Origin of the sequence: Sinomonas atrocyanea, from assembly GCF_001577305.1 — a bacterium.
In the GTDB taxonomy this organism is placed as follows: Bacteria; Actinomycetota; Actinomycetes; order Actinomycetales; family Micrococcaceae; genus Sinomonas; species Sinomonas atrocyanea.
Genome location: NZ_CP014518.1, coordinates 2,860,963 through 2,873,812 on the forward strand (window position 1 = coordinate 2,860,963; position 12,850 = coordinate 2,873,812).

Genomic DNA, 12,850 nt, shown 5'->3' on the forward strand with positions numbered 1-12,850 from the left:
CCCTGTGCTAGCTCCCGGCCTTGTACCCGACGCCGCGCACCGTGAGGATGACCTCGGGGGCCTCGGGATCCCGCTCGATCTTCGAGCGCAGGCGCTGGACGTGGACGTTGACGAGCCTCGTGTCCGCCGCGTGGCGGTAGCCCCACACCTGCTCGAGCAGCAGCTCGCGGGTGAAGACCTGCCAGGGCTTGCGGGCGAGCGCCACGAGGAGATCGAACTCGAGCGGTGTGAGGGAGATGTACTCGTCGCCGCGCTTGACGGTGTGCCCTGCGACGTCGATCGTGACCTCGCCGATGCGCAGCGTCTCGGGCGCCTTCGTCTCACCGGGACGGAGCCGCGCGCGGACCCGGGCCACGAGCTCGGCCGGCTTGAACGGCTTGGGCACGTAGTCGTCCGCCCCCGACTCGAGGCCGCGCACCACGTCCGAGGTGTCCGACTTGGCGGTGAGCATGACGATCGGAACGTCCGATTCCGACCGGATCTGCCGGCACACCTCGATGCCGTCGAGCCCGGGCAGCATCAGGTCGAGGAGGATGAGGTCCGGCTTCTGGGCCCGGAACACGTCGGGGGCCTGGGCGCCGTCGGCGCAGAAGACGGGATCGAATCCGTCGTTGCGCAGGACGATGCCGATCATCTCGGCCAGGGCCTCGTCGTCGTCGACGACCAGAATGCGTGCCTTCATGCCTTCCACTCTCCCCCAACTGCGCGATGTCGCTGACCATCCGGGCCCTGCCGGGCCGGGCATGCGTTTGGTCCATTCTAGGCGGCGCGCCGCCGCCCACCGTCGCCTGGGCGGGGCCCGGGCGTTTCCAGCGCCGTCCCAGCGAAGCGATCTAGGCTACGCCCTGTGCCTCCCCTGACCACTGTGCTGGCCTCGTTCGCGCTCGACCCCGCGGCGGCCCTGCTGGCCCTCGCGGCCGCGGCGCTGTACGGGATCGGGATGGCCAGGGCGCGCCGACGCGGAATCGCCTGGCCCCTGTGGCGGGCGCTGTGCTTCTACGTCCTCGGCCTCGTGCCGTACCTCGTGCTCGCCTGCGGGTTCACCGGGGCCTACGGGTCTTCGCTGCGGTGGGCCTTCACGCTCAAGATCGCGCTCATGTTCTTCGTCGTCCCGCTCTTCGCCGGGCTCGGGCGCCCGGTGGGCCTGGCTCAGGCGGCGCTGGGGGACGCCGGGCGCGCGCGCCTGGAGAGCATCATGCAGAGCCGGGCCGTGCGCATCCTCGGCAATGCCTTCGTGGCGCCGATCATCGGGCTCGTGCTCTTCGGCACCTTCCTCACCCCGCTGCTGGCGCTCTACCGTTCCCAGCCGGTGGTGAGCGGCGCGCTGAGCGTCCTGGTCCCACTCGTCGGCCTCGTCCTCGCGCTGCCGCTGACGGAGGCCGAGTCCTTCGAGCGCTCGAGCGCGTTCATCGTCCTGGAGTTCGTCTACGTCTTCATCGAGCTCCTCGCGGACGCGATCCCGGGGATCTTCCTCCGCCTCGCGCCGACGGTGCTCGACGGCGTCTCGACGTGGCCGGCAGGCGCGCCCTCCTGGTTCCCCTCGCCGCTGCGGGACCAGCAGCTGGCCGGGGACCTCCTGTGGTTCATCGCCGAGGCTGTCGACATCCCGGTCATCATCCTCATGTTCGTGCGCTTCTCGCGCAGCGACCGGCGGGAGGCGCGGTCCTTCGACGAGCTGACCGACGAGCAGATGGACGCGCTCGCCGAGGAGCACCTGCGCCGCCGCAACGGCTGATCCCCCGGGTTGGGCTCAGCCGAGGGCGATCTGGTTCACCGCGTCGGCGACCTTGACCGCGGCGGTGAGCAGCGCCGTCGCCTCGGCCGGAGAGAGGGCGGCGAGGCCGCCCACCGGGGTGACGCGGACGGCGTCGAGCGCGGAGAGCGGCAGGCCGAGCTGGCGCCACGGCCGCAGCACGCGCTCGGCGAGCGCGCGCGTGCGGGGCCGGGCCGCGGCGTCGTGCGGGACCGCGCCGAGCCAGACCCCTGCGCCCGCCTCGACGGCGCCGGCCAGCTGCTCCCACTGCGGCACCGTCAGGTCCGCGATCGGCAGGGACACGGCGTCGGCGCCCGCGTCGAGCACCCGCCCGATCGGCGCCTCCCACGCCGGGAGGTTCACGACGACGGCCTCCGCGCCCGCCGCGTGCAGCGCCTCGACGGCCCAGGCCCAGGCGAGCCCCGCCTCCTCCGCGGGCACCGACCGCAGCGTGCGGTAGCCGCTCGCGGTCGGGAGGAGCCCGGCCAGCACGCGCGCCGCGTCCGGCTCGTCCAGCTGCACGGTGAGGCGCGCCCCCGGCGCCGCCCGGCCGACGCGGTCGAGGAACGGCGCGAGCCCGGCCGCGAGTGACTGCGCGACGTCGCGCCGGGCCCCGTGGTCCACGAGGACGCGCTCGCCGGAGGGCAGGTAGAGCCCTGCCATGAGGCTCAGCGGGCCGAGCACGCGCACGTGGAGCGCGTCCGCGCTGCGCTCCTCATGCCCCACCACGTCCGCGAGCACGTTGAGGTCGGTGGAGAGGGCGGAAGCGGCGCGGGCCGCATCGAGCCCGGGCTGGGGCACGAGCCGCCACCCGTGCGGCTGGACGTCGGCGTGCAGGTCGGCGAGGATCGAGGCGGTCCGGCCCACCGGGTCCGATCCGACGCCCCGGTCCGGCAGCTCGGCCAGGACGGGCAGGTGCGGCGTCCCGAGCTCGCCGCGGATGGCCCTGGCGGCCTCGAGCGGATCAGTGCCGGGCCAGTCGCCCAGCGCCGTCGCGGTGACCTGGCCGGTCACGCGCCCGCGTCCGCGGGCGCCGCGCCCTGCCCATGGTCCTCGGCGATCGCCTGATGGTGGCGGATGACCTCGCTGATGATGAAGTTCAGGAACTTCTCGGCGAAGGCCGGATCCAGCTGGGCCTCCTCGGCCAGGCGGCGGAGGCGGGCGATCTGCGCTGCCTCCCGGTCGGGGTCCGCCGGCGGGAGATGGTGCTGGGCCTTGAGGAACCCGACCCGCTGGGTGACCTTGAAGCGCTCGGCCAGGAGGTAGACGAGGGTCGCGTCGAAGTTGTCGATGCTCGAGCGGATCGAGAGGAGCTCCGCCATGACGGCCGGATCGACGTGGCCCGTCAGCGAACTGGCGCTCGGATCGTAGCCGCCGCGCGGGATTTCTGTCGTCTCGACGTCGGTGTCAGGTCGCTGCTCGGTCATGGTCTCCAGTCTATGGGGCCGCGGCGGCGCCGGGTTTCCGTGACGGGACGGCCGCGGCCCCCCACCCGTGTCCGGGCGAGGGGCCGCTGTGCGCGGTGGCGGAACGGGGCCGCCGTCCGCATCAGCTCCCGAGGAGGGCCCGGTGCGCCCGGCGCCGCTCGGCCTGCTCCACGGGGTCCGGGACCGGGAGCGAGGCGATGAGCCGCTTCGTGTAGTCATGCTGGGGTGCCCCCATGACCTGGCTGCCGATCCCCTGCTCCACCATGCGCCCCTTGTACAGCACGCCGACCCAGTGGCTGAGCTGGTCCACCACGGCGAGGTCGTGGCTGATGAACAGCGCCGCGAAGCCCAGTTCGGCCTGGATCTCGCGGAACAGCTCGAGCACCTTCGCCTGCACCGAGACGTCGAGGGCCGAGGTGGGCTCGTCCGCCACCAGCAGCTTCGGCTCGAGCGCGAGGGCGCGCGCGAGGGAGGCCCGTTGGCGCTGGCCCCCGGAGAGCTCGTGCGGGTAGCGGGCCGCGTACGACGCCGGCAACTGCACGGACTCGAGCAGCTCGCCGACGCGGCGCCTCACCTGCGCGGAATCGAGGTCCAGGTGGACGATGAGCGGCTCGGCGATGCACTCGCCGATGGTGAGCTGGGGGTTGAAGGACGCCGCGGGATCCTGGAACACGAAGCCGATGTCCTTGCGGACCGGTTTGAAGGCCCGTTCCCTGAACCCGACCATCTCGTGCCCGAGCACCTTCAGGCTCCCGCCGGTGGCGCGGTTGAGCCCGGCGATCGCCCGGCCGATCGTCGTCTTGCCCGAGCCCGACTCCCCCACGAGCCCGAACACCTCGCCGGCGCGCACCGTGAAGGACACGTCCTGCACGGCGCGGAACGGCGGCGTGCCGAGGCGACCCGGGTAGGTGATGTCGAGCCCCGTGGCCTCGACGAGTACCTCCCCGTCCTGCCGCAGGCGCTCGGTGGCGCCCTCGGAGGCCGAGTCCCGCCCGAGGTGGGGCACGGCGTCGAGCAGGCGGCGCGTGTAGTCCTCGCGCGGGCTGGCGAAGAGCGTACGGACCGGTGCCTCCTCGACGACCTCGCCCTGGTACATCACGACGACGCGGTCCGCGAGGTCCGCCACGACACCCATGTTGTGGGTGATGAGCACGATCGAGGTCCCGTACAGGTCCCTCAGGTCGCGCAGGAGCTCGAGGATCTCGGCCTGGACGGTGACGTCCAGCGCCGTCGTCGGCTCGTCGGCCACGATGAGTTCGGGGTCGAGCGCGAGAGCGGCGGCGATGACCACGCGCTGCTTCTGGCCCCCCGAGAACTGGTGCGGGTAGTAGTCGACGCGCTTCTCGGGATCAGGGATGCCGACCTTGCGCAGGGCCTCGATGGCCCGCTCCCTGGCCTCCTTCTTCGAGATCCTCTTCCCGTCGCGGCCATGGTGCGCGCGGATGCCCTCGGCGATCTGCCAGCCAACCGTGAAGACGGGGTTCAGCGCCGTCGAGGGCTCCTGGAACACCATCGCCACGTCCCGGCCCCGCAGCTCCCGGAGCTTGCCCGCGCTGACCGTGACCACGTTGTGCCCGTTGATCACCACGGCGCCGGAGCGCGTCGCGGTCTCGGGGAGGAGGCCGAGGATCGTCTTGGCCGTGACGGTCTTGCCCGAGCCGGACTCGCCGACGACGGCGACGACCTCGCCGGCGCGGACGTCGAGGCTGACGCCGCGCACCGCGTTGACGGGGCCGGAGTCGGTGGCGAACGTCACCTCGAGGTTGTCAATGTCCAGGACCGTGGCGGTGGACCCGGCTGCGGGTGCCACGTCGAGCTGCTCACTCATGCTGGGCTTCCTTCCGAGCTGGGGGCCGTGGCGACCTTCGCGCCCTTGGCCGCGCTCTTCTTCTTGCCTCGGGTGCGGATCCGGGCGTCGGCGAGGTCGTTCATGCTCTCGCCCACGAGGGTGAGGCCGAGGACCGTCAGGACGATGGCGAGGCCGGGGAAGACCCCGGTCCACCAGATTCCCGCCGTCACGTCCGAGGTCGCCTTGCTGAGGTCGTAGCCCCATTCGGCAGCGCTCGTGGGCTCGATGCCGAACCCGAGGAAGCCGAGGCCCGCGAGGGTCAGGATGGCCTCCGAGGCGTTGAGCGTGAAGATGAGCGGGATGCTGCGGGTGGCGTTGCGGAACACGTGCCGCGCCATGATCCTCCAGCTCGAGGCACCGATCACCTTCGCGGACTCCACGAACGGCTCGGCCTTGAGGCGGATCGCCTCGGCGCGCACCACGCGGAAGTACTGCGGGATGAAGACCACGGTGATGGAGATCGCCGCGGCCATGATGCCGCCCCACAGGCTGGACTGCCCGTGGCTGATGACGATCGACATCACGATGGCGACGAGCAGCGAGGGGAACGCGTAGACGGCGTCCGCGACCACCACGAGGATCCTGTCGAGCCACCCTCCGACGTAGCCGGAGACGAGGCCGAGCGCGACGCCGGCGAAGATCGAGAGGATGACGGCGACGATGATCACGAGGATCGCGGTCTGCGTGCCCCACACGACGCGCGAGAACACGTCGAAGCCGCCGACCGTGGTGCCCCAGATGTGCTGGGCGCTCGGGGGTCCTGGGTCGGGAAGTTGCCGCTGGCATCCGCGAGCTGCGAGTACCCGTAGGGGGCGATGAGCGGGGCGAGGATCGCGCAGAGCAGGAAGATGCCGGTCAGGACCAGGCCCGCGATGAGCATGGTGCGCTGGACGCCCACGCTCATGCGGACTTGGGCTAGCACGGGGATCTTGGTCCAGAGCGGGTCCTTCCGCTCGATCTGCGGAACCGCGGCGGAGGAGCCAGTCGGGGTGGGGGCCGTCATCAGTACCTCACTCTCGGGTCGATGAGGGCGGCGATGACGTCCACGATGAAGTTCGTGACGGCCACGATCACCGCCAGGAGCACGACGATGCCCTGCACCGCGACGAAGTCACGGGCGGTCAGGTACTGCGCCAGCTGGAAGCCGAGGCCCTTCCACTCGAAGGTCGTCTCGGTGAGGACCGCGCCGCCGAGCAGGAGCGCGATCTGCAGGCCCATCACGGTGATGATCGGGATGAGCGCGGGCTTGTAGGCGTGCTTGGTCACGAGCCGGAACTCGCTCACGCCCCGTGACCGGCCCGCCTCGACGTAGTCCTTGCCGAGGGTGCCGATGAGGTTGGTCCGCACGAGCCGCAGGAAGACGCCGGCCGTGAGCAGCCCGAGGGCGAGCCCCGGGAGGATCGCGTGCTGCTCGACGTCCCAGAATGCGGCCATGTTGCCGCTGCGGAGCGCGTCGAGCCAGTAGATGCCCGTGGGTGCGGACAGCTGGGTCAGCGCGAGCTCGGTCGTCGTCGTGGCCCGACCGGCGATGGGCGTCCAGCCGAGCCAGACGCCGAAGACGAGCTTGAGCAGGAGCCCGGCGAAGAAGACCGGCGTGGCATAGAACAGGATCGCGAGCACGCGCAGCACGGCGTCGGAGCCCTTGTCCCGCCGGTGGGCGGCGACCATCCCGAGCGGGATGCCGACGATGAGCGCGACGACCACGGCGTTGACCGCGAGCTCGAGCGTCGCCGAGCCGAAGGTTGCGAGCATGTCCGTCACGGCCCGGTTGTCGGAGATGGTGCGGCCGAAGTTGCCGGTGAAGATCTGGCCCAGGTACTCGAAGTACTGGACCATGATCGGCCGGTCGTAGCCGGCCTCGTGGATGCGCTGCTGGAGCTGGTCGGCCGGCAGGCGGCCGCCGAGCGCGGCGGTGATCGGGTCTCCGGTGATCCTCATGAGGAAGAAGACCATGGTGACGAGGATGAGGATGGTCGGGATGATCAGCAGGAAGCGGATCACAAGGTAGGTCAGGAGGCCGCCGCCCTTGGTCTTGGCGACGGGCTCTGGGACACCCGCGGCTTCTGGGGGTGCCTCGGTGAATGCAGTCATGGTGGGGGTTCCTCCGCACCGCAGCGGCGGGATGCCGGTTGTGCATCCCGCCGCCGCGTTGGTCTAGCTGTGGTCCGTGCCGGCTACTTGCTCAGGACGCCGAGGCGGAACTTGAACGACGGGTCCAGCGTCGAGTCGACGCCCTTGACGCTCGTTCCGGACACGGCGACCTGCGAGCCCTGCAGCAGCGGCAGGGTCGAGAGGTCCTTGGCGACGTCGTCCTGGATCTGCCCGAGCTGCTGGGAGCGGGAGCTCTTGTCCGGGTTGGTGGCCTCCTTGGAGATGAGGTCCTGGACCGCCGTGTTGGTGTAGTGGTTCTTCAGGAAGCTGTTCTCGGTGAAGAACGGCGTGAGGTAGTTGTCCGGATCGGAGAAGTCCGGGAACCACCCAAGCTGGTACATCGGGTACACGTCCTTGGTGCGGTCCTTGGAATAGGTGACCCACTCGGTGGACTGGAGGTTGACCTTGAACAGGCCGCCGGCCTCGAGCTGCTGCTTCACCAGGGCGTACTCGTCGCCCGAGGACTTGCCGTAGTGGTCCGGGTTGTACTGCAGGTTCAGCGTCACCGGGCTCGTGATGCCGGCGTCGGTGAGGGCCTTCTTGGCCTTGTCCGCGCTGGGCTTGCCGTTGCCGTCGCCGTACATCGACTTCAGCGGGGTCGTGGCGCCGAGGAAGCCGTCCGGGATGTAGGAGTACAGCGGGGTGTAGGTGCCCTTGTAGACCTGGGACGCGATCGCGTCGCGGTCCACGAGGTCCGCCATCGCCTGGCGGACGGCCAGGGACTTGGCGGGGTCGGCCTGGGGGGTCTTGGCGCCGAAGGGCATCGTGTCGAAGTTGAACACGATGTAGCGGATCTCGCCGCCGGGGCCCTTGTGGACGGTGACCTTGTTGTCCTTGGCCAGGCTGTCGACGTCGGTGGCGGCGAGGGAGCGCCAGGCGACGTCGATGTTGCCCTGCTGGACATCGAGCTTGAGGTTGTTCGAGTCCGAGTAGTACTTGAGGTTGACCGTGTCCGTGGCCGGCTTGCCGAGGAGGCCCTTGTAGTCGGGGTTCGCCTTGAAGGACACGAGCTGGTTCTTCTGGTAGGAGGAGATCGTGTACGGGCCCGCGAAGGCCTTCTTCGAGATGATGTCCTCGTCGTTCATGACCTTGTCGGCCGGGAAGACGTTGTGGTCGACAATCGGCCCGACCGGGCCGGTGAGCACCTGCGGGAAGGTCTGGTCGTTGCCCTTCTTCAGGTGGAACACGACCGTGGTGGCGTCCTTGGCGTCGACGCTTGCGAGGTTGTCGAGGAGCGAGGCGGGGCCGTTGGGGTCGTTGATCTTGATCTGCCGGTCGAAGGAGAACTTCACGTCGGCGGAGTCAAGCGTGTCGCCGTTGGCCCACTTGAGCCCGCTCTTGAGCTTGACGGTGTACTCGGTCGGCGAGGTGAACGAGGCCGACTCCGCGATGTCCGGCTGCGGCTCTGCGCTGCCGGGCTTGGAGTTGAGCAGGAACGGGTAGATCTGGTTCATGACCATGAACGACCCGTTGTCGTAGGACCCTGCCGGGTCGAGGAACGTGACCTTGTCGGTGGTGCCGACCGTGATGGGTCCGCTCGAGGCCGAACTGTTCGAGGAGGATCCTCCGGAAGGCCCGGTGCACGCCGTGAGCGTGAGCAGGGTGACGCCGGCGAGCGCGATGGCGCTCCGCACGGCAAATCTGGTCTGAGACATCAATGACCTTTTCTTGTCGAAAGTGGCCGTGCCCTCCCCCACGCGGGCACGCGCGGGCGTGACCCAAGGCACAGTCGTGATGCCATCGATTCAATCACTGATTTCGTGAAATGAAGGACTTGTTTGAATCAATCGAGACCTAACGGTGACCTTTCTCCCGTCGGCGGGCTCCCCCGCGGCGCCGCGGACGACGGCGGCACCCGCCGCGCGCCGTCGTCCGCGGCGTGCCTTCGCTACTGCGTGAAGGGAACGCGCCGCCAGCTGAGCACGGGCTGGCCCTTCCCCGCGGCGCCGTCCGCGGCGACGTCCACCTTGAGGTAGTCGGTCGCGTTCGAGGAGCCGTCGACCGTGACGCGCGTGAGGTTGTCCGCCGTGCCCTGGACGCCGTAGCGCGCGAGCCATGCCGAGCCGGCCGCGAGCGGGCGGTCGGAGTTGTAGACATGGCTGTCGCCGTTGAACAGGTACACCTCACCGTCGAAGGCCGAGGCCTCGTCCACGAGGGCCTGCACGAGCGGGGTGAACGCGCTGATGTCCTCCGGCGTCGGCGTGTAGGTGGGGTCGAACATGTCGGCCTGCTGGGAGATCACGACCGTGCGGTCGTGGCGCTGCTTCGCCTGGGCGAAGGTCTGGCGGACCTCGGCGATGTCCGCCGCCGTGCGGGAACGCACCTCCGCGGCCTGCTCGGGGGTCTCGGCGGTCTTGCCGAGACCCGTCCACGGCTGGGAGGCGTTGTTGCTGCCCGGGACGTTGATCGCCGCGATCGCCACGCGGTTCCTGGTGAAGGACACGTTCTCGGGCACGCCGAGGGCTGCCTGGCTCGCGACCGGCATCGTGGCCCCGAGCGTCGTGCCTGGGGTGCTGAAGAACATCTGGCGGATCTTCGCGAGGCGCTCGAGCGGGTTGTAGGCGCCGTTGTTGGTTCGGTGGCAGTCCGTCCACTCGTTGTCGCCCGGCGTGTACACGAGCGGGTGGGTGAACGCGTCGAAATCCGCCCGGATCTGGGCGAAGTACGCGTCCGAGCACACGGTCGAGCCGTTCTTGATGTCGCCGACGTGGATCACGAAGTCCAGGGACGTGTCCGCGTTGAGCTGGGCGACGTGGGCGGGGAAGTCCGCGAGGGCTGCCGCACCGTAGGGGGTGTCGCCGATGACAGCGAAGCTGAAGGCGGGGTTGGGCGCCGGGGCGGTCGCCGCGGGCGCGGCGGAGGCCGGGGCGGCGAGGCCCGCCGAGGGCAGGACGGACGCTGCGGCAGACGCGAGGGCGACCGCGGCGGCTGCGGCCGCGAGGCGGGCGCACGAACGGCGGGCGCGCGAACGGTCAGAGCGCAAACGGTGAGTCTGGGCGGGCATGGCGCTTCTTCCTCTGCAGGGCTGGCTGGACAGGGGCAGGCTAGCCAGCCGAGGTGCTGCAGGGGCGTCGCGCAGGTGTACGGCGGGAGAACAGCGTCTGCGCAGGCGTGACGGGGCGGTCAGCCGACGCGGTCCAGGGCCGTGGCCGCGTCGATCGTGGCCTGGCCGAGGACGCGCGTGCCCTGGTACAGGACCACCGTCTGCCCCGGGGCGACCCCGCGCAGGGGCGCGTCGAGGGTGAGATGCAGGACGGGGCCCGGCACGCCGTCAGCAGGCTCGCCCTCAGCAGGCCCGCCGTCGGCCGGGTCACCGCCGGCCGTCCCGCCGCTGGCCGGGTCACCGCCGGCCGGCTCGACCCGGGCACGGGCCGGCACCGGGTCACCGTGGGCACGGACCTGGGCCTCGCAGGCGAACTCCTCCCCGGCCTCCGCCCCGGCCGGCGGCAGGCCGGCCCACGAGAGGCGGATTCCGCGGATCCACTCGACTGCGAGGAGCTTCTCCGGCCCCACGACGACCGTGGCGTCCTTGGGCCGGATCTCGAGGACGAAGCGCGGCTTCCCATCGGGCGCCGGGCGGCCCAGCCGCAGGCCCTTGCGTTGGCCCACGGTGAAGGCATTGGCGCCGGCGTGCTCGCCGACCTTGGCACCCGTCTCGTCGACGATGTCGCCCGGCTCCATCTCGATCTGCTCGGCGAGCCAGCCTCGGGTGTCGCCGTCGGAGATGAAGCAGATGTCGTGGCTGTCCGGCTTCTTCGCGACGGAGAGGCCGCGGTGCTCCGCTTCGGCCCGCACTTCCGCCTTGCTCGGGGTGTCCGCGAGCGGGAAGAGGCAGTGCTCGAGCTGCTCGGCGGTGAGGACGCCGAGGACGTAGGACTGGTCCTTGGCCCAGTCCGCGGCGCGGTGCAGCTCGGGGCTGCCGTCCGCGGCCCGGAGCACCTTGGCGTAGTGGCCCGTGCAGACGGCGTCGAAGCCGAGGGCGAGGGCCTTCTCGAGGAGCGCGGCGAACTTGATCCGCTCGTTGCAGCGCATGCACGGGTTCGGGGTGCGGCCCGCGGAGTACTCGGCCACGAAGTCATCGACGACGTCGGCCTTGAACCGTTCCGAGAAGTCCCAGACGTAGAAGGGGATGCCGAGCCTGTCGCACGCCCGCCAGGCGTCGTTGGAGTCCTCGATCGTGCAGCATCCGCGGGAGCCGGTGCGCAGGGTGCCGGGCATGCGGTTGAGGGCCAGATGGACCCCGACGACGTCGTGCCCCGCCTCGACGGCGCGGGCGGCGGCGACGGCGGAATCCACTCCCCCGCTCATGGCTGCCAGAACTCGCACCGGTCTATTCTAGCGTCGGGGGCGGCCGGGCCGCCCCGATCCTCGGCGGCAGGGAGGGCACATGGAGCATCCGATCGTCATCGCCGGCGGGGGCCTCGCGGCCGGGAGCGCGGCGAAGACGCTGCGCGAGGAAGGCTACCGCGGGCCCGTGCAGGTGGTCGCCGACGAGCGGCGGGCCCCCTATCTGCGGCCCCCGCTGTCGAAGGAGTTCCTCAAGGGCGCGGGCGCCGACGCGGACCTCGAGGTCAATCCGCCGGCGTGGTACGACCAGAACGGCGTCGAGCTCCTGTTGGGCGAGCGGGCGGCCCAGATCATCCCCGACGCCCGCATGCTCCGGCTCGAGAACGATGCCCTCCTGCCCTACTCGAAACTGCTCATCGCCACCGGCGCGCAGCCGCGCCGCCTCAACGTGCCCGGCGCCGACCTCGAGGGCGTCCACAGCCTGCGCAGGCTCGAGGACTCGGTCGCCCTGCGCTCCGCGCTCTCGGCCGGGGACCGGCGCGTGGCGGTGGTCGGCACGGGCTGGATCGGGCTCGAGGTCGCCGCGGCGGCCCGGGAGTACGGGAACCAGGTCACGGTGCTGGGCCGCCACACCACCGTGCTCCGGCAGCTCGAGCCGGCGCTCGGAGACGTGTTCCGCCGCGCCCTCGAGGCCGAGGGCGTGGCCTTCCGGCTCGGCTGCCACCCGGTCGAGTTCGTCCGCGCGCCCCAGGGTGACGGCGTGGCCGCCGCGGTGCTGAACACCGGCGAGCGGATCGCGGCGGAGACCGTGGTCGTGGCCGTCGGGGTGGAGCCGGACACGCACCTCGCCGAGGAGGCCCGCCTCCCGGTGCGCAACGGGATCGTGACCGACGCGTCGCTGCGCACCCGGATAGCGGACGTCTACGCCGCGGGCGACGTGGCGAACTCGCTCCAGCCGTTCACGGGAGACCACGTCCGCAGCGAGCACTGGTCCAATGCGCTGAACGGAGGGAAGGTCGCGGCACGGTCGATGCTCGGCCAGGAGGCCCGGCTGGACCTCGCCCCGTACTTCTACACCGACCAGGCAGGTCTGAGCATGGAGTACTCGGGCTACTGGCAGCTCGTGCACGGCGCCGAGCTCGTGCTGCGCGGCTCGATTGCGACCGCCGAGGCCGCCCGGGAGGGCTTCGTGGCCCTGTGGGTGCGCGACGGCGCGCTCGTGGGCGGCATGAACGTCAACGTTCCCCGGCAGCAGAAGGCCATCAAGGCGCTCATTGCGTCCCGCGCCCGCCTCGACCAGCGCCGGCTCGCGGACCCGTCGGTTCCGCTCGCCGAACTCGCCGGGCTCTAGCCGCCCCATCTGGGAGTCACCTCCTGAAGGTC

10 protein-coding genes and 1 pseudogene are annotated in these 12,850 nt (G+C 70.9%); 2 read left to right on the top strand and 9 right to left on the bottom strand.

Annotation, left to right across the window (positions count from 1 at the left end):
• Window positions 1-7: 7 nt before the first annotated feature.
• A complete protein-coding gene (gene mtrA, locus SA2016_RS13145) occupies window positions 8-682 on the bottom strand; it encodes an MtrAB system response regulator MtrA (RefSeq protein ID WP_066498799.1) in 675 nt (224 codons plus the stop codon).
• Window positions 683-847: 165 nt separating this feature from the next.
• Between mtrA and SA2016_RS13150 the strand changes: the two genes are divergently transcribed.
• Complete coding sequence (locus SA2016_RS13150) at window positions 848-1,735, top strand: cytochrome c oxidase assembly protein (protein ID WP_084249512.1); 888 nt, start codon at window positions 848-850, stop codon at window positions 1,733-1,735.
• 15 nt (window positions 1,736-1,750) lie between these two features.
• On the opposite strand, the gene SA2016_RS13155 is transcribed toward SA2016_RS13150, so the two are convergent.
• From SA2016_RS13155 to mnmA, 8 genes and pseudogenes are all read right to left on the bottom strand, one after another.
• On the bottom strand, window positions 1,751-2,767 hold the full coding sequence (locus SA2016_RS13155; protein ID WP_066498800.1) for a uroporphyrinogen decarboxylase/cobalamine-independent methonine synthase family protein: 1,017 nt from the start codon (window positions 2,765-2,767) through the stop codon (window positions 1,751-1,753).
• Window positions 2,764-3,180: a chorismate mutase gene (locus SA2016_RS13160; RefSeq protein WP_066498801.1), complete on the bottom strand. Its 417-nt coding sequence runs from the start codon at window positions 3,178-3,180 to the stop codon at window positions 2,764-2,766. Before SA2016_RS13160 ends, SA2016_RS13155 begins: the two co-directional genes overlap by 4 nt.
• A 121-nt stretch (window positions 3,181-3,301) precedes the next feature.
• On the bottom strand, window positions 3,302-5,008 hold the full coding sequence (locus SA2016_RS13165) for a dipeptide ABC transporter ATP-binding protein (RefSeq protein WP_066498802.1): 1,707 nt from the start codon (window positions 5,006-5,008) through the stop codon (window positions 3,302-3,304).
• Window positions 5,005-5,933, bottom strand: a pseudogene (locus SA2016_RS13170) (ABC transporter permease). The gene SA2016_RS13165 and the pseudogene SA2016_RS13170 overlap by 4 nt, the downstream one beginning before the upstream one ends.
• 98 nt (window positions 5,934-6,031) lie before the next feature.
• Entirely contained in the window at window positions 6,032-7,120 is a 1,089-nt protein-coding gene (locus SA2016_RS13175) for an ABC transporter permease (protein ID WP_066498806.1), read from the bottom strand.
• 83 nt (window positions 7,121-7,203) lie between these two features.
• On the bottom strand, window positions 7,204-8,835 hold the full coding sequence (locus SA2016_RS13180) for an ABC transporter substrate-binding protein (RefSeq protein WP_066498809.1): 1,632 nt from the start codon (window positions 8,833-8,835) through the stop codon (window positions 7,204-7,206).
• 233 nt (window positions 8,836-9,068) lie between these two features.
• Complete coding sequence (locus tag SA2016_RS13185) at window positions 9,069-10,163, bottom strand: metallophosphoesterase family protein (RefSeq protein WP_244932809.1); 1,095 nt, start codon at window positions 10,161-10,163, stop codon at window positions 9,069-9,071.
• A gap of 140 nt (window positions 10,164-10,303) precedes the next feature.
• Window positions 10,304-11,506, bottom strand: a complete 1,203-nt coding sequence (gene mnmA / locus SA2016_RS13190) for a tRNA 2-thiouridine(34) synthase MnmA (RefSeq protein WP_084249513.1) — start codon at window positions 11,504-11,506, stop codon at window positions 10,304-10,306.
• 61 nt (window positions 11,507-11,567) lie between these two features.
• Here mnmA and SA2016_RS13195 point away from each other — a divergent pair, with 61 nt between their 5' ends.
• Window positions 11,568-12,818, top strand: coding sequence for an NAD(P)/FAD-dependent oxidoreductase (locus tag SA2016_RS13195; protein ID WP_066498816.1), 1,251 nt, complete (start codon window positions 11,568-11,570; stop codon window positions 12,816-12,818).
• Window positions 12,819-12,850 lie beyond the last annotated feature (32 nt).